Annotated in this window: 20 protein-coding genes and 1 pseudogene; 11 read left to right on the forward strand and 10 right to left on the reverse strand. The window is 62.8% G+C overall.

Going from position 1 to position 17417, the window contains the following annotated elements:
• Nucleotides 1-64: 64 nt before the first annotated feature.
• The 3 genes from ABZV40_RS16785 to ABZV40_RS16795 are packed head-to-tail and all read left to right on the forward strand — an operon-like array spanning nt 65 to nt 1575.
• Nucleotides 65-913, forward strand: a complete 849-nt coding sequence (locus ABZV40_RS16785) for a hypothetical protein (RefSeq protein ID WP_355441488.1) — start codon at nt 65-67, stop codon at nt 911-913.
• A 35-nt stretch (nt 914-948) separates the two neighbouring features.
• A complete protein-coding gene (locus ABZV40_RS16790; protein ID WP_355441491.1) occupies nt 949-1242 on the forward strand; it encodes an integrase core domain-containing protein in 294 nt (97 codons plus the stop codon).
• Nucleotides 1243-1275: 33 nt separating this feature from the next.
• Entirely contained in the window at nt 1276-1575 is a 300-nt protein-coding gene (locus ABZV40_RS16795) for a tyrosine-type recombinase/integrase (protein WP_355441550.1), read from the forward strand.
• A 582-nt stretch (nt 1576-2157) separates the two neighbouring features.
• Here the strand turns inward: ABZV40_RS16795 and ABZV40_RS16800 are convergent.
• From ABZV40_RS16800 to ABZV40_RS16820, 5 genes and pseudogenes are all read right to left on the reverse strand, one after another.
• Nucleotides 2158-2607 (reverse strand): hypothetical protein, encoded by a 450-nt coding sequence (locus tag ABZV40_RS16800; RefSeq protein ID WP_355441494.1) that lies wholly within the window; start codon nt 2605-2607, stop codon nt 2158-2160.
• A gap of 1 nt (nt 2608) precedes the next feature.
• Nucleotides 2609-3081 (reverse strand): annotated as a pseudogene (locus tag ABZV40_RS16805) (iron-sulfur cluster assembly accessory protein).
• Between the two features lie 269 nt (nt 3082-3350).
• A complete protein-coding gene (locus ABZV40_RS16810; RefSeq protein WP_355441497.1) occupies nt 3351-3491 on the reverse strand; it encodes a hypothetical protein in 141 nt (46 codons plus the stop codon).
• Between the two features lie 133 nt (nt 3492-3624).
• Nucleotides 3625-4296 carry a hypothetical protein gene (locus ABZV40_RS16815; protein ID WP_355441500.1) on the reverse strand — a complete coding sequence of 224 codons (672 nt, stop codon included), beginning with the start codon at nt 4294-4296 and terminating at the stop codon, nt 3625-3627.
• A gap of 100 nt (nt 4297-4396) precedes the next feature.
• Entirely contained in the window at nt 4397-4657 is a 261-nt protein-coding gene (locus tag ABZV40_RS16820; RefSeq protein WP_355441504.1) for a hypothetical protein, read from the reverse strand.
• Between the two features lie 886 nt (nt 4658-5543).
• On the opposite strand from ABZV40_RS16820, the gene ABZV40_RS16825 reads away from it, so the two are divergent.
• The 6 genes from ABZV40_RS16825 (at nt 5544) to ABZV40_RS16850 (ending at nt 9835) form a co-directional block, all read left to right on the forward strand.
• Nucleotides 5544-5999 carry a hypothetical protein gene (locus tag ABZV40_RS16825; protein WP_355441507.1) on the forward strand — a complete coding sequence of 152 codons (456 nt, stop codon included), beginning with the start codon at nt 5544-5546 and terminating at the stop codon, nt 5997-5999.
• A gap of 181 nt (nt 6000-6180) precedes the next feature.
• Complete coding sequence (locus ABZV40_RS16830; RefSeq protein ID WP_355441509.1) at nt 6181-7113, forward strand: class I adenylate-forming enzyme family protein; 933 nt, start codon at nt 6181-6183, stop codon at nt 7111-7113.
• Entirely contained in the window at nt 7110-7478 is a 369-nt protein-coding gene (locus tag ABZV40_RS16835) for a hypothetical protein (protein WP_355441512.1), read from the forward strand. Before ABZV40_RS16830 ends, ABZV40_RS16835 begins: the two co-directional genes overlap by 4 nt.
• A 229-nt stretch (nt 7479-7707) precedes the next feature.
• Complete coding sequence (locus tag ABZV40_RS16840) at nt 7708-8193, forward strand: hypothetical protein (RefSeq protein WP_355441516.1); 486 nt, start codon at nt 7708-7710, stop codon at nt 8191-8193.
• 16 nt (nt 8194-8209) lie between these two features.
• Nucleotides 8210-8392 (forward strand): ubiquitin-like protein Pup, encoded by a 183-nt coding sequence (locus tag ABZV40_RS16845; protein WP_355441519.1) that lies wholly within the window; start codon nt 8210-8212, stop codon nt 8390-8392.
• Nucleotides 8393-8665: 273 nt separating this feature from the next.
• Entirely contained in the window at nt 8666-9835 is a 1170-nt protein-coding gene (locus ABZV40_RS16850; RefSeq protein ID WP_355441522.1) for a 4-hydroxybenzoate 3-monooxygenase, read from the forward strand.
• Nucleotides 9836-9855: 20 nt separating this feature from the next.
• On the opposite strand, the gene ABZV40_RS16855 is transcribed toward ABZV40_RS16850, so the two are convergent.
• The 5 genes from ABZV40_RS16855 to ABZV40_RS16875 all read right to left on the reverse strand — a co-directional run bounded on the left by ABZV40_RS16855 (nt 9856) and on the right by ABZV40_RS16875 (nt 15627).
• A complete protein-coding gene (locus tag ABZV40_RS16855) occupies nt 9856-10794 on the reverse strand; it encodes an alpha/beta hydrolase (RefSeq protein ID WP_355441525.1) in 939 nt (312 codons plus the stop codon).
• A gap of 139 nt (nt 10795-10933) precedes the next feature.
• Entirely contained in the window at nt 10934-12589 is a 1656-nt protein-coding gene (locus ABZV40_RS16860) for a methyltransferase (RefSeq protein WP_355441528.1), read from the reverse strand.
• Between the two features lie 573 nt (nt 12590-13162).
• Nucleotides 13163-13456 (reverse strand): chorismate mutase, encoded by a 294-nt coding sequence (locus ABZV40_RS16865; RefSeq protein WP_355441531.1) that lies wholly within the window; start codon nt 13454-13456, stop codon nt 13163-13165.
• 503 nt (nt 13457-13959) lie between these two features.
• The gene (locus tag ABZV40_RS16870; RefSeq protein ID WP_355441533.1) at nt 13960-14877 is read right to left on the reverse strand and encodes a hypothetical protein; all 918 of its coding nucleotides are present in this window, start codon (nt 14875-14877) and stop codon (nt 13960-13962) included.
• A gap of 96 nt (nt 14878-14973) precedes the next feature.
• Nucleotides 14974-15627, reverse strand: a complete 654-nt coding sequence (locus ABZV40_RS16875) for a LuxR C-terminal-related transcriptional regulator (protein WP_355441536.1) — start codon at nt 15625-15627, stop codon at nt 14974-14976.
• A gap of 347 nt (nt 15628-15974) precedes the next feature.
• Here ABZV40_RS16875 and ABZV40_RS16880 point away from each other — a divergent pair, with 347 nt between their 5' ends.
• Both ABZV40_RS16880 and ABZV40_RS16885 read left to right on the forward strand, forming a co-directional pair.
• On the forward strand, nt 15975-16388 hold the full coding sequence (locus tag ABZV40_RS16880; RefSeq protein WP_355441538.1) for a YbaB/EbfC family nucleoid-associated protein: 414 nt from the start codon (nt 15975-15977) through the stop codon (nt 16386-16388).
• A 2-nt stretch (nt 16389-16390) separates the two neighbouring features.
• A complete protein-coding gene (locus tag ABZV40_RS16885) occupies nt 16391-16930 on the forward strand; it encodes a hypothetical protein (protein WP_355441541.1) in 540 nt (179 codons plus the stop codon).
• Nucleotides 16931-17417 lie beyond the last annotated feature (487 nt).

The raw sequence follows: 17417 nt of genomic DNA on the forward strand, positions 1-17417 counted from the left end.
CCGCGGTCAGCAGACCGCAGCCACGCCCGGCCAGCCCTAACTCCACGGCCAGATCGGCGAGGTTGTGCGTGCCGAGAAGTACGTCCGTGCAGGCCAGCTCCCATTGGCGGGTTGCTGGTCATCATCCGGCATGATCGCGGCCCGTGCTGGTCGCTTCGCCTACCTCGCCGTCTCTCACGCCTTCGCTGCGCTCTGGCTGTTGCGCATGACCGATCGTGAGAAGGACATCGAGATTCTCGCGCTACGCCACCAGCTCGTGGTCTTGCGCAGGCATCTCGGCGATCAGCACCCACGGCTGTGGCCTGAGGACAGGGCGTTGCTCGCCGCCTTCCTCGTGCCCCTGGCCCGCGTGAGGTTGCGCAGACTCCGGCTGCTGGTCAGCCCGGATACGGTGCTGAGGTGGCACCGCGACCCGATGAAGCGCCGCCATGCCCGTGCGAGCGTGAACCGAAGACCTGGACGACCGCGCACGGTCGCCTCCATCCGCCGCCTCGTCCTGCGCCTGGCAGCCGAGAACCCGTCGTGGGGATATCGACGTATCCACGGTGAACTCGCGCTTCTCGGTATCGCGATCGCCGCCTGCCCGGTGTGGGAGATCCTCAAGACCGCCGGCGTCGATCCAGCACCGCGCCGGGCGACCGTCACTTGGGCCGACTTCTTGCGCTCGCAGGCGGAGGCGATCCTGGCGATGGACTTCATCGAGACTGTCACGCTGATCGGGCAGCGTCAGTACATTCTCGCCGCTATTCACCACGTCGGTCGGCGTGTGCGCATCCTCGGCGCCACCGCGCACCCCACCCATGCCTGGGCCACCCAGGCCATCCGCAACCTGCTCATGGACCTCGACGACACCGACACCTCGCACGGATCAGGTTCCTCATCCGGGACCGTGACGCCAAATACCCCGCGCTGATCGACAAGATCCTCGGCACCGCGGGGATCGCTACGGTGCTGACCGGTGTCGGGATGCCCCGCATGAACGCGATCATGGAACGCTGGGTGAGGACACTTCGCGCCGAACTGCTGGACCGCACGCTGATCTGGAATCAGGTCCACCTACGGCACGCGCTGCGGGAATACGAGCGGCCCTACAACGAGCACCGAACCCACCGATCACTCGCAGCCGCAGCGCCTTTGCGAGCGCGGCCTCAGCCTCGTGAACCCGACCAGATCGAACGTCTCACCATAGATCGACAGGACCGTCTCGGCGGAGTCATCCACGAGTACCGCCATGCAGCTTGACCTGCATGGACGCGGTTTTCGGCACGTACAGGGCTGGCGTTCTACTGGGAAGACGGTCGGCCGATCTACCCGGACACCATCACCGAGGAGTTCAACAAGATCGTCGATTTCCTCGGATTGCCGAAGATTCGGTTCCACGATGTCCGGCACACCTACGCGACGATCTCGCTGCGAGCCGGTGTGCACCCGAAGATCGTCAGCTCTCGCCTGGGGCACGCGACGGTGGCGTTCACTCTCGACACCTACTCCGCGGACATCGAGGATCTCGACCGTGACGCCGCCGAGGCAGTGATTGGTCTGTTCCTGCCGCCTTCGCAGAAGGGGCTGGTCTGACGTGGAACGACGCCGGTTTAGCACCACTTTTTGCACCAGAGCCCCGGAACGAGGGGTCCGCGAGTGGCCGAGAAACCCGGAAGCCCCCGACCTTCGCAGGTCAGAGGCTTTCGGGTTGTGTGGGCGATACTGGGATCGAACCAGTGACCTCTTCGGTGTGAACTATGGCACGGAGACCGTGTTGACCTGCGGAAACAAGGACTCCTGCAGGTCGGCGCGGGTCCGGTCAAGTCCATTGAGGATCGTTCCCGCACGTTCAACGCACGGAGTTGCTCCCTATCTGCCCCCACTCCGTGCTCCCAAGGCTAATCACCCCCGTTTCGTCTGAGGCCGGGCGTGCACGCTCGGCGGTCTGACAGGGCGTTGTTCGCGTGGTTCTTCGCAGACGTGCGCGTGCTGGTGCATGTGATCGCGCGAGCTTGATGGCGCTCTGAAAAGGACCCTTTCGCTGATTGTTGCTCGGCGGCACCGGCTGTTGCCGCGCTCCGAGCTTGAACTGACCGCTTGGCGAGCTTCCGCGACGCGTAATCGGCGGCGTGCTGAGAGTAAGATGATCCTGGCGCGCCACCGGAGGGCGCCGAGTCACTGGTCGTGAGAGGTGACTGCATTTACGACTTGCCAAGCTTGCTCGACCCCGACCTGATATCCTTTGGCTGCCGTGAGCCCGACAGGACAAAGGGAAGTCGAGTCGACGAGGAGTCGGTTGCCGGTTAGCCAGCGCCAGGCGTTGCAGGCGAGGCCGTAGTCTGCTGCAGACAGTCCGGACAAAGTTCGGGCTAGACGTGACGAACACCAGTCGAGCCACTTCGAACTGTTCGTCAGATGAGGGATGAGTGTTTTCAAGCGAAGGTCGAAGGGATCGTCAGGAGTTTGATTGCTGATGAGAAATGACAGGGCCAGCACGTCGTGGGCTGCGCGATATTGGAAAGTTGCGTTGGATATGCGACCGTGCGCGGTGTAGATGAGAGCGTCTGCTTGGTCTTCAAGGGAGAACCACAGGATCGGGATATCGAGATCGGGTGTGCCGGTCACGTCAGTTGAAGGAGTCGCCACATGCGCACGAACCGCCAGCGTTAGGGTTGTCTATGACGAAGCCTTGCTTCTCGATCGTGTCGACGAAGTCGATGATTGCGCCTTGGAGATAGGGAGCGCTTTTCTTGTCCACGACGAGCTCGAAGCTGACGACGTCTGCCTTAGCTGCCTCAGGGGTTCCGGTCTCACTCAATTATCCGCTCCGCTCTCGTAGCCACTCTCGTAATTTGCGTCGTCCTGCGGTCCATACTTCGTCACGAGATCGCTGTCGAACAGCCGGCCATCGAAGAACAGTTGGTAACGGAGTCCGGCACATCCACCTGGCTGAACGGCAATACGGAGCCGCATGTCACTGCGTCCCTCCTGGGATAGCAGTGCCTTGACTTTCTTGACGGCCGCAGGTGTGAGTTTGACACCCGTGGCGTTGACGTCAGAGTTCTCCTGCAAGCTGCTCACAGCAACGGAACGTAACATTCAGCGTTCTGTCGGGACACCCACGTGCGGGCGGCGTGTCTGTTTTGCCAGCCATGTGTGCCCGGAAACGCAGAACTTCCTCTGCGGCCAGGTTCGCCTTCGGTCACAGCAACGGCGCGAAGGACGTCATGCCGCTGATGATGGCAGGCCACAATGTTAGCGGGGTTGGTCACGGTGGGCGACCTCTCTGGCGCAGCAGGGGCGAGTGTTGCCGGCGTCGCATGTCCAGCGGGTGGCTCGGTCGAGGCTGATCCCGAGCAGTCTCGCGATCACGGCAGCGGCATCTCGGCTGCCATCTCCATGAGCGCGGTGTTGCGCCCGAGGATCGGCGAGATGCCGAGGGCGCGGAGTCGTCCGAGCAGGTCGCGTGGAGCAAGTGGCTGGCCGAGTCGTGCAGCGGACCTTCTCACCCAGCGCCTGGGGCTCACGTTCGAGTTGCTCGCTGGTCGCGCCGGCCGTGGCTGAGCCCGGCGCGATTGTCGCGATGTGCTGCAGGCACACCGGGCACTGATCGGGGCCGGCTGGGCGTGCGAGCAACTGTGTTCAATGTGAACAATGCCATGGCGCTGGTCCGAGCTTGCGCATTCGTTTCAACGACTTCTGCCTGGTCGAGACAGCGCTGTTGAGTCGGCTGAGTTCAGCGCGCAAAGCAGCCTCCTCTTCTTTTGTGGCCTGCAACGTCGCCTTCGCACGGTCGACAGCCTCGGCGAGTGCGAGATCGGTGGCTTCCTCTGGTGCAAGCCGGGCGGTCGCGGCCCCGACCGCACGTGTGGCTTCCCGGATGGCCTGCTCGCAGGCGAGTTGCTCAGTGAGCAACTGCTGCTCGGTGAGGTGCTTGCGCTCCGACGGGAACCCCTTGATGGCGCCGAGGTTCTGCTGCAGCCGGTTGAGCCGACGGTTGATTCGTTTGCACTCGCGCCGGTGCTCCTCCACTTCCGGCGCGTACGCACCGAGCACGACGTCCGGCGTGAAAACCGCGGCCTGACTCATTCGCTCACCGTTGTTGTCGCCGAGCAGCTGGTTGGAGATCTTCGTCTGACGGAGGTGGGTCAGCATCTGGACGTCGTGGAACGTCAAGATCGACTGGACACGTCCGCCGGGTAGCTCGATCTGCGGGGTACCCATGGTCGTCATGAGAAAGTCGGAGATCGTCCGGCGGTCGCGGTTGGCGTTCGAGGGTAGGAACGTCGGTTCTCCTGCGCGCTCGTCGGTCACCTCGACCGCGCTGGCGTCTTGCGTCACCGGCTTCTTCGGTGTAGGTCGCTGACCGTTGATGCGTACTGCGTGATGTAAGTGTGCAGCTCAATCGCTGGCGCTACGAGGTCGGCAGGGTCGCTGCCTGGATCTTGTTGATCACAGCGTTCGTCAACTGCTGGAACCGCTCGTGGTCTTGGGCCGGCACGCCGAGCACCTCAGCCAGCGCACGTCCGGCAATGGGTGCGGCGTGGTCGGTGACGATGTCGACCACCTCCTGCCCAGCGAGTCCTTCAAACAGGACGTTCGCCAGTTCGGCCAGTCTCGGCCGCATCCGGGCAGCGGCCTGCGCGGAGAAGGCCGACGCGATCAACCGGCGCATTCTGGTGTGGTCCTGGCGGGGCCACGTTCTGCACGTCTCGCACAGTGGCGGCACGCAGGTCCGCGGGCAGCGCGTCGAACGCTTAGACGGAGTCGCGACTGGTCGTTGGAGAACCGCGGATCGTTCAAACCGGCGCGCACGCCGTACCGCGTCACCGACTACGTCCGGCCTCCGCCCGGCAGGTCGACCAGGGTGACCGGGGGTATGCACACGCAACGGCGCATACCTGAGCCAACGGTGATTTCAGAAATAAATCACTGAACAGCTCAGGTGCGGCAGAAGGCGATGAATCGGGCATCATCAAAGCCTGTCCATCGAATATGGTATCAATTCTACAGGCAGCGAGCCACTCGCGGCCCGGCAATGCGCAAAGAGGCAGAGAATTCTTCCCTGCAGGGCGGGTGTTCTTGGTTACGCCGCCGCCAGGTGCTAGCATTGAAATTGATTACTAACCGTAGTGCGGTCCTTCCTTTTGAACTGTTCTCGCATCTCATTTGCTCATTCAGAGATTGATGAACGGGACATTCGATGGGCAACAGACGGTATCGGAGGGCTGACGGCGCAGCGGTTCGCCGCTGAGGGCGCCCGAGTGTTCGGCTCCACGAAAGGGTCGGGGCCGGCGCGGAGACGACGGCGAAGGTGCGGGAAGCCGGTGGCGTGATGGAGTACCTCGCACCGGTCGATCTGCCGGACCTGGATAGCGCGCACCACTGGATCGAGATGTTCGGGGCATCGACATCCTGGTCAACAACGCTGGGGCACCGCGTAACTTTCCGTTCCAGAAACAAGCTTTCGACGACTGGTATTTCACGGTCCGCCACGAGCTGGACCTTACCTGTGCACCAGAGCGGCTTGGCCACACCTGAAAGAGCGCGGTGGAGGTGTCGTGATCAACATGGGTTCGGTCACTGGCGAATGCGGCGTGCTGTTCCATCCAGTGCTTCCCCACGGCGCTGCTGAAGGCGGTCATCTCAATGACGAGACATCTGGCCGCAGCCGGCGGATCACGCCGTCGCGGCGCATCTGCGAACCGATCGAGGTGGCGAACCTGGCCGTTGTCCTGGCTTCCGACGAGTCCCCGTTCATGATCACCACACTGTGGTCTTCCAGACCTGAGAGGAAGAATCATGACCAACGTTCCCCCGTCGCGCAGCTGGAACAGACGGTGCGGACTGCAGTGTCAGCCGCGCTGCGCGTGCATCTCGACGAATGGCCCGCCGACCAACCGCTGACCGAGGTACCTGACAGCATCTACGACAGCCTCGCCAAGCTGGACATCGTCAGCAAGTTGGAGGCTGAGCTTGGGCTCCGAGCCCCTCGGCATCGACGAAGAGACTGTTGAGCTGATCAGCATTGCTGCGTTCACCCGATGGGTGACGCGCAAATTGGGTGAACGCGTGTGAGCATCGAGCTCGCCCCGCAGGCGGTCCTGCGCGACTGGCTGAATGCGCCCGCTCCTCCGGTCGAAGCCAGCGCGTGGCACGTGCGTTTGGGACCTTCTGCCAACCGGCGAACGTGCCGCAATGCTGCTGGCCGAGGTGCCAGATACCGTCGTGGTGGCCACATCCGGTTCCACTGGCGCTCCCGCCAAGTGGTCGCGCTCGCGAGATCAGCTTTTGACCGAGGTGGGTTTGCTCGCCGCGTTGTGGCGATGCAGCAGAGTCGATCTGATATTCGCGTTCGCGCCGCCGACGCATCTCTACGGCGTGCTCACCACACTTCTGCTGCCGGCCGTGTTGGGCGTTCCTGTGTGGTATCACCCAGGGGTCGACGCACCTGCGACCGACGTGTCCGGCAAAGGCGTTGGAGTCACGGCGATCCCGTGGACGTTCCGGATTTTGCGTCGCCACCGCGCGGTGTACGCCACCGCCGTCGAAATCGCGATCATGCACAGCACCGCGAACCTGCCGCCCGGTGCCGCCGAGACGGCCACCGGGCTCGGCGGTGAACACGTGCGCATCACCGAGGTCTTTGGCTCTACGGAGAGTGGTGGTATCGCGCACAGGGTCGAACGTGACGGTGTGTGGACCCTGTTCGAGGACGTGCGGCTCAACGGTCCCGTCGGTGAAGAGACCCGGCTGGTGGTAGCAGGGCCTCGGCTTGCGCAGGGATTGACGACATGGGACACCCGGGATTTCGTCGAGGTCGTGGACGAACGCCGGTTCCGGTTCCGCGGCAAACGCGTGAGGCTGCGGAAGATCAATGGCGTGCGCGTGGATCTGGACGTTGTCGAGCAGCGGTTGCGCGAGGTCGTACCGGTCGAGGACCTGGCATGCGTGCCCGTGGACGACGAGGTTCGCGGTGAGAGCTTCGCCGTGCTGGTCGTGCCGTTCGAGCCGGACGGCACGTTGCCGACCGCGATCCGGGTGGCGCTCAAGGAATTTGGCCTCTCGCCACAGGAGGAGCGGATGGTCGACCGGATAGACCGGAGTGAAACGGGGAAGCTGCGCGGATGAAACGTCAGATCGGCATAACGAAGATCTCGCTCGCCACGGGGTTCGGTACGGACACCGAGCAGACCTGGAAGTCTATTGTGGACGGCGCGACCGCCGTGCACGGCACGGACGACTTCGAGAGCGCGTACGTGTCGAAGCTGGCTGATCGGGACGTGGTCACCCAGTTCATGTCCGGAATCAGTAGTCACCTGCCGGCTGACGCTGGTGTCGTGATCGGTACCAACGGCGCACCAGAAGCCGCGTGGCTCAGTGGAGCTCCCTACCGGTTGCTCGACGATGTGGTCGCGGCGCTGGGTGTTCACGGACCGACTGCGGTGTTCGGCACCGGTTGCACTGGCGCTCTCCGGACAAAACCCCGGCGGTGAAGCCGAAATGACGAACCCAGTGACGGGCAAGCGGCCGCCAGGGCTTTCCAGCTTTGTCAATGAGGGGATGCCTCGCTGAGGTTAACTGACCACGTTCTAGGTCTGTTTGGGCAGACTTGAGCAGGCCGCATGTCGATCCGCTCGTATCACTGGCAGAGTGGATCCTGCCCACTTTCGTCGATCAAGCGCTGTCGAGGGCCCGGCCCACCCGTAAGGAGCCTGAAATCGGATGATCAGTTGGGATCGTTGCGGCGATAGCTTCATCGGAGTGTTCAGTCCTCGACAGATTCGCTGGTTGCGCAAGCACCTTGCCGACTATCGAAACCGTATCAACAGCGGGTTGTCTGGATTTAATGGTGACCCTGTTCTCGCGGCCGTGTTTGCGAACTGCACAGAAGACGATCTCCGTCTTCGGCTACGGCGGGCTCGACGATCGGTTACGATTTTGCTTGATGCTCTGCCCGCGCGCGGCGGTGTCGTTGAAGTTTGCGGCGATATGAATCGAATGACATGGGTCTGGACCCTGCAGGAACTTCGCGTCGCAGTCGCGGCGCGACTTGCCGGTTTGTCGGACACCTCGGAATCAACTGTCTGCGTCGACGCGTCAGTCAAGTTGCAGACCTGGCTCTCATGCATTGTTGAATCCTTCATGAATGCGGGCAACCTGCTGCTGGATCCCAATGGTCCAAACAATGTCTCTCGGGCGCGAAAATAACTGTGGAGGAGTATTGATGTCGCGGCGCCAAGCACATCGGCAGCGAGACGGTGATGGCCCGGAGTCGGCGCCGACGAGTGCCGCCGATTCTGATTCCCGGCAGGATAAAGACAGTGAAATCGATGCGCTCATTGATGAGATTGATTCGATCATCGAGGAAACCGGCGTTACTGAGTACATTCAAAAAGGTGGGCAATAGTCGTTGTAGTCACGTTCGTCATGCTTCACCAGGGGGCCGGTGAGGGAACGTCAGTGATGGCGCTGTTATGTCCGCCGTCCTGGTCGGAAGATCGAGTACGTTCCGTGCCTCCTGTGCGAATTTCTCCCCGGCGGGGTGAGTCGAGCATTCAGCCGGATGTCCGGGGGTGTGGCACCGACGGCGTGTCCGAGTTGGCCGAGTTGGCCGAGCTTCTAGTCCACGACCCGCGATGGGCAACTAGGTGGAGCAGTTCCAGGGCGGTCAGGAGAACCTGTGAAGCGTGCAGTAGTTGTCGTCGGCGCCGGACCGGCTGGTCTGACCTTGGCGAACTTCATCCAGCAATCAGGAATTGATTGTATCGTGCTCGAGAAATCAAGTCGCATTCACGTGGAAAACAGGGCACGTGCGGGAGTTCTGGAACATCGCTCGGTGGCCATGCTCGAGTCGCTCGGGCTCGCTGATCGCTTGCTGGCGACAGCCGACCGCCACGGAGCATGCGAGTTCCGCGTGAACGGGCAGTCGTTCCAGGTCTCCTACAGCGATTTGTACGGAAGTCTGCAACACTTCATCTATCCTCAGCAGGAAGTGGTCAAGGACCTCGTTGCGGGCTTCCTCGCCAATGGAGGAGACATTCGGTTCTCGGTCAGCGATGTCGAGTTGCGAAACCTCGCGTCATCAACTCCGTCCATAGTTTGGACCAGTGAGGACGGCACGCGTGGTGAAGTCCTGTGTGACTTCGTGGCCGGGTGCGACGGATTTCACGGAGTGTGTCGCAAAGCAATTCCTTCCACGGAGTTGACAGAATTCAGTCATTATCACGGCGTGGAGTGGCTCGCAATCCTCGCTGATGCACCCCCTTCGACCAAGGCGGTCATTTACGCGCTGCACACCGACGGCTTTGCCGGCCACATGCTGCGCAGCCCCACGGTGAGTCGGTTCTATCTTCAGGTCCCTGTGGGAACAAAAGCCTCCGACTGGTCCGGCGAGCGAGTGTGGAACGCGCTGCACAAGCGGCTTTCGCTCCAGGATTCCACGTGGTCACTGACTGAAGGGAAGATCATCGAGAAGCGGGTCTTGGACATGCGCAGCTATGTCGTCGAGCCCATGTCGTACGGGCGACTGTTCCTCCTCGGCGACGCCGCCCACATCATCACCCCGGTCGGGGCCAAGGGCATGAACCTCGCGATGAACGATGCGGTGACCTTCGGACGCGCTCTGGCCGACTACTACACGACCGGGTCCGACGTCGGCCTGAAGACCTACTCGGACGACTGCCTGCGCCGGGTCTGGCGCGCTCAGGAGTTCTCGCAGTGGATGGTCAACATGATCCACGCCGACGTCGGCTCACCGTTCTTCGGGCGTTTGGCCCGCGCACGGCTGGAGCACCTGGCTTCATCAGCCGCCTATCAGGCTTCGTTCGCAGAGAACTACGTCGGTCCCTGATCACACGGTTCAAACCGAGCTCACGGCTGATGTGGCCAATGCCCGGAGCTTTCCCAATCAGCGAGAACGCTGTGCAACCCGACGATCAACGCCAGCGGCTGGTCGAGCATCGGGAAATGTCCGGCCAGTGGCAACTCGATCACTTGTACCGGCCTGCCCAGAAGTTCGCAGACCTGGTCGCCGACGTCCGGCGCGACCAATCCTCGTTGCCCTCGAAGCAATGCCACGGGCATGGACGCGTGGCGGAGGCACCTCCGATCCGGCAGACTGGCCCCCAGAACGTTCGGATCGAACTTCCACGTCCATCCACCGGGTGCGGGTTCGATCGAAGTCGAGGCGACGTGGTCAAGCACGTACGGCAGGTGCTCGTCCTTGCCGTTGACGGTCCAGAAGCGGGCCAGGGCTTCCGCACGGTCGGGATAGACCCGTTGCGACCGGCCAGCAGCGCGCGCGGTCGTCTTCTTCGCGCGGTGTGATTCTCGGATCGGCCACTCGATGGCCACCACGCCACCCGGCCTCTCTGAATGGACCACTCCGGTGTTCAGCGCAACGAGCCCACCCATGCTGTGTCCGATCACCACCGGTGGCCCTGCCATCGCCGCAGCCGCGGACACCGTGATGACCTCCGTCGCCCACAGGTCGGCGGAATACTCGTCGCGGCGTCCACTGTCGCCGTGCCCGGACAGGTCCAGCGCGGCGATTCGGTACTCGTCTCCGATCAGTGGCGCTATGTGATCCCACCAGCGAGAATGACCAGAGGTTCCGTGTACCAGGACGATGCCTGGTGCTCCGACGGGACCCCAACAGCGGAACGCGATCGAACATCCGGCCACCCGGATCGTCCGGACATCCGCTGGGGTGGCCATTGATCTGCGATACCAGTGGGGCGCGGGCATGGAGGCCATCTGCATCTCGAACTCGCAATCCCGGTCGGCCCTCACCGCGTTGCGGACGGTCACCGTCTGAGGACATGAAGTCGCCAGTTCGTCAACATGCTGTGAGTGTGCTGCGCAGCCGAGTGCGCATGACCGTTCGACGGCTTTCATGGTGGCATTGAGACGCATCATCATACGACGGACCGCGGGTGTTGCCCCCGGTTCAGCAGGCAGTTGCGATCAGGAGGTTCATCTCCGTCGGAAGCGGCCTCACGTCGTCCACTCGAAAGCCGGCGCCGTGCAGGAGTTTCTCGTACTCGGAGCACTCGCGTTCGCGGCCACCCGTGATCGCGAGCATCTGAAGGTCCCACAGCGCCCCCAGCTCGCCATCTCGCCGCGGTGCACCGGTCTCCGGAAGAAAGCGTTCCAGCACCAGTAGCTTCGCGCCGGCGCGACATGCTGCACGGCACCTGGCGAGGATGCGCTCGCAGTCCTCGTCGCTCCAGTCGTGCAACACGCGCGAGAGCACGTACACGTCGCCTTCCGGCGGAACTTCGGTGAAGAAGTCACCTGAGACAACATGGAACCGGCTGTCGGGTTCCCGCTCGCCGGCCGCATGTGCGGAGACATGATCACGGTCGAAGACCACCGCGGACACGCTGGGATGGTCACGTAGCACAGCACGCATCAGCGTGCCGTTGCCGCCGCCGACATCGACCACGGTGACACCGTGCGGGAAAGGGTAGCCCTTCGCGAGCTCGTCGGCGACCAGTTCCGTGACTGCCTGCATCGCACGGTCGAACGCCCTGGCGCTGGCCTCGTCCTGAGCGAAGTAGTCGAAATGCTCAGCGCCGTGGCGGTGCCGGAATGCGGTCCCGCCGGTGCGCACAGTAGCCCCGAACTCCTCCCACGCCTCGTAGAAGTCACTCCCGTAGAGGCGCACCAAGTCGCTGAACGGGTTGGCTTCACGCAACAATTCACCCAGCTCGGTGTTCGCATAGGTCGCATCACCGAGCTGACGCACGACACCCTTCCGGTCCAGGAAGCGCAGCAGCCGGCCGACCGCAACGGGATCGCAGCCAGTCCGCTCCGCGACATCGGCTGCGTGAAGAGGCTCCCGATCCAGCACGTCAGCGAGTCCGATCTCGGCTGCCACGTGCAGTGCTCTGGCGGCCCAGTGTCCCGCGAGCATTGAAAGCAGTGCGGTGTGCTGGTCCGGCACCTCGACCGTGGCAGACTGATGCGCCGCCAGCACGGCTGCGTGATGACCGTCAGCGGTCAGTTCCATCCGCCTGGCGTGAGCCGCGACGGAGGCTCCGTCGTCGTGCTGGAAGTAGAGCACCGTGCGGCCATCTTCCGCACTGTTCTCAACGGGGTTGTAGCCTCCTCCGTCCGGGCGCATGCCGAAGTATTGAAGGCAACACCGCCAGACGGCTTCGACGCTGTCCGCATCAACGAACCAGCCCAGATGCGACTCGGCCTCAGTCGCCCGCTCTTTCGCGACGAGCCTTGAGTGAGCTGTGGCGAAGCGTCGCGGCAGCACGAAGATCTCCACGCCGCCGCAGCCACGAGATTGCGGGCGCGCACGCACGATCATGACATCCAGATCCTGCTCCGTCACGCCGTATCGGCGGGCAAGACGGCCACGCACGACCATACTGGGGAAGGGTTCGGCGACCTCGTAGCCCGCAGCGGTGCAGAACTCGACGACATCATCCACGTGGTCGGGGAAAACGAGTACCGCAGCGTGATCGAAAATTATTTTCGTTTTATCTGTGAACTCCTCGTCAAACACGGTGGTAAGGAATTCTTCGGTTGCAGCACGCTCGGCGACATCGAACGTCGCATGCAGCCGTTGCACGTCATGGTGGTCCAGCAATTCATTTTCCTCTTTCGCGAAGCGGGCTGACGGCGAATTGTCGGCCTGCGGAATTGGGAACCCCGTCAGTGCACACCACGAGCAGTTCTGGTTGGATAAAGGGTGCGATGATGAAGGAAATTAAAGCGCCGATGGGTCCATCTTTGTGCAGCTCGTTGACAACAGTGAGTTTCAACTTGCTCTTGCGATGTCGATACATACTTCAGTAGTGCGACACGGGTTTCATCTGACCGCACTCGTGATACAAGTCGAATTTGACATCAGGGCGCACCGTCAATCCTCGGGTGCCCGCCCGCGGAGTCGTGGTTGCTCACGCCACTTTCAATGGTGGCGAAGTCACCATCCACTGCGCGCGGCCAATGGCCTGCACAGCACAAACGGCCATCGGAGTGTGCGCGAAGACTCGGTCAACCGGCGTGTGTCAGCTGTGTCGTCTACGCGATGCGAGGTGATTGTACAGTCCCTCCGATGAGCGCCAAAGATCTGTCGAGCTGGATTCCAAAACGAGCCAGCCCAATTCGCAAACTGCATGCTCGGCCGAGGCAATTCTTGCTCACTGTCATCGCAGCCGGACTATGAAGGAGCGAGGGTGCGACGCTCGCGACGTAACAATAGCAACCCGAGTTCGGTGCCGCTCTCGCCGAGAACGCGATAGCGTGCCAGCATGGCCAGTTCGTCACTGTACGTGAACTTGGGGCTACCTGCGATTTGTCTCGCGGTGCACATCTGCTTCGAAAGATTGGTGCGCATCAGAACGAGACGAATGATTTCGGCATCCACTTCGTCGATCTGTTGCCGCAGATCGACGATCATCGGTTCGGCTGCGTCTCGCTTCACGGCCGATGCAACTTCGACAGTCTCCGTCATCATCACTCCTTGGCCGGTGGCAGCACGATATCGCGCATATCACATGATACGACGCGCCTGACCGTGAGGCCGCATGCTGCGGAAGCTCTGCCCGTATGTGGGCCAGTTGTTGACCCTTTGTGCATCCAAAGGTGGACGCGACGCGAGAGATGATGCATTCAGGTCAGTTCGTTCGTCGCTCTGAATGGCACTGGTTCCGGACCAGGCACGGCAGCAATCCGGACAGACGATCATGAGTCAGGATCAGATGCCCTCTTGAGAAGGTGGCCCGGCGATGACTGGGCCGCTGCAGGAGTTGCTGCATCCAGATGCGACGCGACCTCGCACGCGAGGGTGAGCACGAGAAGGCGACCGCGGACTCTGACTTCCCACCGCGGCGGCGGTGGTCGACGAGCCGGCTGCGGGGATGAATCGTGGCGACGACGCTACCGACGCCTTTCACGGGTAGATGCTGCGGTGGGTGCTGGCCGAGGCGTGCCCGTTGAGGTCTTGTCGTCCGGTTTTCACTTCTGTGCGGCTGACCCCAGCACCTCGCGCGGCCGGACCCAGGCCAGAGTCCGCCACCTGTCCAGATCAGACAGAAGCCTCTCGGCGTACGGACCTGGTGTGCAAAGCTGGATCAGCCGATCGCGTGCTTGGTCGTGCAATGTCGCGACGTCCCGGTGGTAGGCGAAAACCCCTGATCGGGAGCTGACCAGTTCGTGCAGCACGGCCCGTGCATCGGTGTCGTGCTTTGCCTCTTCGGCGAGACTGAGGAGGTGGTGGCGTCGATGCGTACTCGTGCTTTCCAGGGTGTGAGCGAAGAGCAGCGGTGAGACGACGCGAGCCGGTCGAACGAGTGCTCCGTCGACCGAGTCCTGGACGTTCGACGCAGCCAAATCCATCAACGCGCCGAACCAGGCTCCGAACTCCCGCCACTTCTCGGAGGTCGCTGCGGTGAGACCCTGCAGGCTGACTGCCATGACGGCGTCGCGGGCGTGGGCCGCGCTGCGTGCCGTCATGCACGCGGTCGTGAGGTAGCGCTGCCGCGTGGCGGCCAGGCCAACCGGTTTTGCACACCTCGTGCTCTCGGCGGGGAGGAGGGATCGCTCCAATTCGTTCGACCACTCGCGCCGCAGCCGCGGAGAAACGGCCTGCGAGCCGAGGTGGTGCAGCAGCAACTGGAGGGCTCCGACACGGCCGAGCGTCTCGACGCCGGCCCACGACAGGCCTGACAACACACAGATCGGTATCGCCTCGTGAGGTGTACCGCCGGCCGCGCCCGCCACCAGAGCGGCGAACAGCCTGGACTCCAGCACGGGTGACTTGCGTTGAACGTGCAGGTGAAGTCGCAAGGAACTGGGCAGGTCGCCCAGTTCGCGGGCGATCCGCGACTCGGCTTCGCGCAGTTCGGTGCGCAGCAGGGTTGTCAGTGTGCGCATCGGGAGTCGTGTAGTGAGTCGAGGCGGAGCTTCGCGGTCGTCGGGAAGAGTTGTCGGCTGGTGTGCAAGGGGCTTCCGTTGCTGTTGGAACGTGTCTCAGATGAGGCCTTGGCGCAGGGCGTAGGCGACGGCGTGTGCTCGGTTGCGGAGGTTGAGTCTGTTGAGGAGGCTGTGGAGCACGTTTTTGACGGTGCGTTCGGAGTAGATGAGCTTTTCGGCGATTTCGCTGGTGTCGAGGCCGTCTGCGAGAAGGCGGATGACTTCGGTTTCGCGGGTGGAGAGTCCGGTGAGGGTGAGGTCGCGTGGCCGGAGGGTGTTTTGCTGGAGTTGTTTGAGGCCTTGAAGCATGGTGCCGAGATGTTCCGGAGGGAGGTCGCCGCGGCCTTCGCGGGCGTCGGTGATGGCGCGGAGCAGGCGTGATCGGCTGGTCGCTTCGGTCCGGGGGACGAGGACGATGAGGCCGTGTTCGATGGCTGTCCACAGGTCGGCTTGGCGTATGTCGTCGGCGATGAGGATGAGGCGAGTGTTGTGGTGGGTGGTGAGGTCGGGCAGGCCGGTGTCGGCGACGGCGATGGTGATGTCGGCGTGGTGGGGGTCGGTGACGAGGTCGATGCCGGGGGTGGGTTGGAGCATGGTGTTGATGCCGGTGGCCACGAGGGGGTCGGTGGCGTGCACGGTGACCCGGATGGTGGCGCGGCGTGGTGGTGTGGTGGTGCGGGGGCCGCTTGACCATGCGGTGTGCGAAGTCATGAGTGCAGGAAACCTTGCTGGGCTGGGTGGTCACCAGGTTTGGCTGGCGGCAGGTTTTCGTGAGGGCAAAACCTGCCGGTTCACCGCAGGCCGTTTCGCGTGGTGTCGGAGGGTCGCCTCCGGCCGGCTTGACGCCTGCGCGGGTCTTGGAGGGGGTATCCGCACGTTGTCTGAGACTCGCTCGCGTCTCAACCGGTCAGCCGCTGTTCGGGTGCGGAAGGGCAGTCTGAGCTTCACTTGAGGTCCCGCCTAGTCCGTTCGGTTGGTGGATCTGATCAGCGGTTGTTCTACTCCGAGGTATTCGCTAGGGCGGCCTGCGTGGGGCGCTGGACTGGAAGGTTGGTGTGATGTCGTCGCCGCATTCCGAAGGGCTTGAGCAGTTGAAGGCGGAGTATCAGCGACAGTTCGCCGAGTTGAGGAAAACCCAGGATCGGCTCAAGGAGCTTTCCTGCACCGTGACGGCTCCCCGACAGGTAGTGAGCGTGACGGTGGGCCACGGCGGTGTGATCAAGGACGTGAAGTTCCACGGCAACGCGTACAAGCGCATGGCTCCCGCTGAGCTCGCCGCGGTCGTGCTCAAGGTCGTTGGGGACGCTCAGCGGCAGATCGTCGAAGAGGCTGCAGACGTGATCGCGCCGACATTGCCGCCCGGTGTCGACGCCCGCGGACTCCTGTCCGGTGATATCGACCTGCAGACCCTGATTCCGTCGGAGCCGGAGCTGCGTCCTGAAACGCGCGATCTGATGAAAATCAAGGACTGATCATGAGTGCATCGAAAGCGACCCCCGCCGGTGGCGATGACTCCGCTTCCGGCTCCAGTTCCACAGGTTCCGGTTTCAGCTCGTATTCTCCCCGTCGCCTTCCGGGCGGGGGGGAGATCCTCAGCGTCGATACCGACGCGCTACGGCGGTGCGCTGATTGGCTTGAAGGCCGCGCTTATCGTGGCCATGCCATCGCATATGATGTCGATGATCTTGCTAATCAGGTTCCTTCGGAGGACGGCCAGATCGACGATACCTGGCAAAACTACAAAGGTTCGTATGACGATGTCTCCGAGGCGATCCGGGGGGGCGTACGTGAGATTGCAAATGCGGTCATCGCGTTAAGTGCGGACGTGAAGCAGCTGGCAGATCTCGCGGACAACGCCGAGGCGTCCAATGTTCAGGTGGCCAAGAAAGCGTTCGGCGGCACGGGCGGCCCTAGGCCCGTTGTGGCAGGAACTTCTCGGCCCGGTGAGCGGGACATGGCCGAGCCGGACCAGCCGACACCGAATCCGAATCCCAAGCCGCGTCGGGTCGTCTGACGACCTGACGCACAGCTCGTCAGCTGTTTTGTGCTCGGCAGGACACATCGTGGTACCTCCCACACGCCAGAATAAGGACGTGTTGGGGAGGTGCCACGGTCTGTCTTTATGGTCATGAGCCGGGCGCGACAGCATGATCGTGCTTAGCGCCAGATTTCCGCCCGGTGGTCGTGGCTTCCAGGGCGACTGCGAACGGTAGCGTTCCTTGCCGCAGAGTGTCTGCGTGCTGTTTGTGCTGATTCTTCCACCTTTGAGGATTTCTGTGGATTGTGTGATGTGTGATGTGGGTGTTGCTGTCCGGTGGGTTTGTGTGCCGGGTGGCGGGTTGTTGTTGTGGGGGGTGGGGTGATGGGTGTTGAGCTTGATCCTTCGTTGGATTTTTTGTGGGTGCCGTTGGGTGGGGGGTTGGCGCCGAGGGTGTTGCCGGGGTTGTTGCGGGGGTTGGCGGAGGGGTGGGATGGGGTGGGGGTGGTGTTGCGGGAGTGGG

This window comes from Lentzea sp. NPDC004782, assembly GCF_040609115.1.
In the GTDB taxonomy this organism is placed as follows: Bacteria; Actinomycetota; Actinomycetes; order Mycobacteriales; family Pseudonocardiaceae; genus Lentzea.

What these genes read in the sequence shown, in the direction of transcription:
- ABZV40_RS16820 (WP_355441504.1), bottom strand. Translation starts at nt 4,657, where the DNA reads ATGCGCCGGTTGATCGCGTCGGCCTTCTCCGCGCAGGCCGCTGCCCGG.
- ABZV40_RS16830 (WP_355441509.1), top strand. Translation starts at nt 6,181, where the DNA reads ATGCTGCTGGCCGAGGTGCCAGATACCGTCGTGGTGGCCACATCCGGT.
- ABZV40_RS16835 (WP_355441512.1), top strand. Translation starts at nt 7,110, where the DNA reads ATGAAACGTCAGATCGGCATAACGAAGATCTCGCTCGCCACGGGGTTC.
- ABZV40_RS16840 (WP_355441516.1), top strand. Translation starts at nt 7,708, where the DNA reads ATGATCAGTTGGGATCGTTGCGGCGATAGCTTCATCGGAGTGTTCAGT.
- ABZV40_RS16845 (WP_355441519.1), top strand. Translation starts at nt 8,210, where the DNA reads ATGTCGCGGCGCCAAGCACATCGGCAGCGAGACGGTGATGGCCCGGAG.
- ABZV40_RS16865 (WP_355441531.1), bottom strand. Translation starts at nt 13,456, where the DNA reads ATGACGGAGACTGTCGAAGTTGCATCGGCCGTGAAGCGAGACGCAGCC.
- ABZV40_RS16870 (WP_355441533.1), bottom strand. Translation starts at nt 14,877, where the DNA reads ATGCGCACACTGACAACCCTGCTGCGCACCGAACTGCGCGAAGCCGAG.
- ABZV40_RS16875 (WP_355441536.1), bottom strand. Translation starts at nt 15,627, where the DNA reads ATGACTTCGCACACCGCATGGTCAAGCGGCCCCCGCACCACCACACCA.
- ABZV40_RS16880 (WP_355441538.1), top strand. Translation starts at nt 15,975, where the DNA reads ATGTCGTCGCCGCATTCCGAAGGGCTTGAGCAGTTGAAGGCGGAGTAT.
- ABZV40_RS16885 (WP_355441541.1), top strand. Translation starts at nt 16,391, where the DNA reads ATGAGTGCATCGAAAGCGACCCCCGCCGGTGGCGATGACTCCGCTTCC.